At 36.0% G+C, this 1,608-nt stretch carries 1 protein-coding gene; it reads left to right on the top strand.

Features of this window, described 5'->3' with window-relative positions:
• Positions 1–261: 261 nt before the first annotated feature.
• The gene (locus ABRT01_RS18180) at positions 262–1,479 is read left to right on the top strand and encodes an IS110 family RNA-guided transposase (protein ID WP_367749187.1); all 1,218 of its coding nucleotides are present in this window, start codon (positions 262–264) and stop codon (positions 1,477–1,479) included.
• The last annotated feature ends 129 nt before the right edge of the window (positions 1,480–1,608 follow it).

The raw sequence follows: 1,608 nt of genomic DNA on the forward strand, positions 1-1,608 counted from the left end.
AAACATACTAAGATTAGTGGGTAAGGTCATCGACGGGTGACTTTACCCACTATTTCTTTTTTTAAGATATAGTGAGAAGTGAGAGAAAGTCCGACCGAAGCCTCGAGGATTGCGAATCCGAATAATAAACCGGGCTTCTTCACTTTCATTTTTGAATCAGTTTTAAGTATGTTGGGGCCATATGAGCTCGTGTAAAGGAAATTGGAATCGAAATGAATAAGTGAAGAACTTTCATAACAAAAAGAGAAAAGAGGTAGTTAAATGGGGATAGTAATGGCTTTAGATGTATCAATGGGGAAAAGCTACAAGGTTGTTTACGACGATCAACATTGCCTTTCTGAAGGTGAAGTAATACATAGTCGAGCTGGTTTTCAGGAACTCTTGGATGAAATATATACACTTCCTGAAGATTTGATGCTTGTCTTTGAATCTACTGGAATTTACTCTAAAACGGTAGAAGCATTCTGTCAAAAAAATCAATTGCGTTATTGCTTATTAAATCCCTTGGCAGCCAAAAAGCAATTAGAACAAGGGACATTACGAAGCTGGAAAACAGACAAACATGACGCACATAAATTGGCCCAAGTTCATCAACAAAATGATCGACCAGAAAAAATACACCAACCGGATATTTATCATGAGATACGTGATCTTTCTCGTTTTTATCAAGAAATAGAAGAGGATATAAAGCGCACACGGATGTACCTGCATAACGCATTACAATTAAGCTTTCCAGAGCTTGAGCGATTCTTTTCAAGCAGAGTCACAGCCTATGCCCTGACCCTAATTGATTTGTTTCCACATCCTGAATATGTATTACAAAGTAGTAAAACGAAAATCAAAAACCTTTTGATGAAAAGTACTACCAAAAAGATATCGGAAAATCGTGCGAAACAAAAGGCAAATGAAGTTATCGAATACGCCAAAGAATCTTATCCAGCTGTTTCTTCAACCAGTGTTCAAACTCAAAAAGTAAAATATTATGCACGGCAACTTTTACAGCTTTTAGAGGAGAAAGAAAATGTTTCAAAGCGAATGATTGAAAGGGCAAAGACACTTTTCGAATTTGAGATACTCACAAGCTTTCCGGGCATTGGCGAGATTAGTGCAGCCCTTTTTATTGGAGAAATTGGGGACATTTCCCGATTTTCCGATCACAAAAAAGTCAATGCTTTTATTGGGATTGATATTCGTAGATATCAATCAGGAAAATACGCAGGTCAAGATCACATTAATAAGCGAGGAAATCCAAAAGGAAGGAAAATCTTATATTTCATTGTTCGAAACATGATTCGCCAACAAAAAGCAGCACCAAATCACATTGTTGATTACTATTATAAATTAAAAGAACAACCTCATCCTAAAAAGGACAAGGTTGCGGTAGTAGCTTGCATGAACAAACTACTGAAATGTATTTATTCCATGGTCAGGAACAATACAAAGTACGATTACTCGTACACGGTCTCCATGGACCAATAATTCACTTAAATTATAACATATATACTCCCTCAAAAAAATTGAATACTTGAGGTTTATTTCTGGTGCCCAGATATTCCATACAGAATAAATTTTAAATATGTCATAAAACACTTGACTAATCGTAGGAAA

This window comes from Lentibacillus sp. L22 (assembly GCF_040812445.1).
Lineage (GTDB): Bacteria > Bacillota > Bacilli > Bacillales > Amphibacillaceae > Lentibacillus_C > Lentibacillus_C daqui.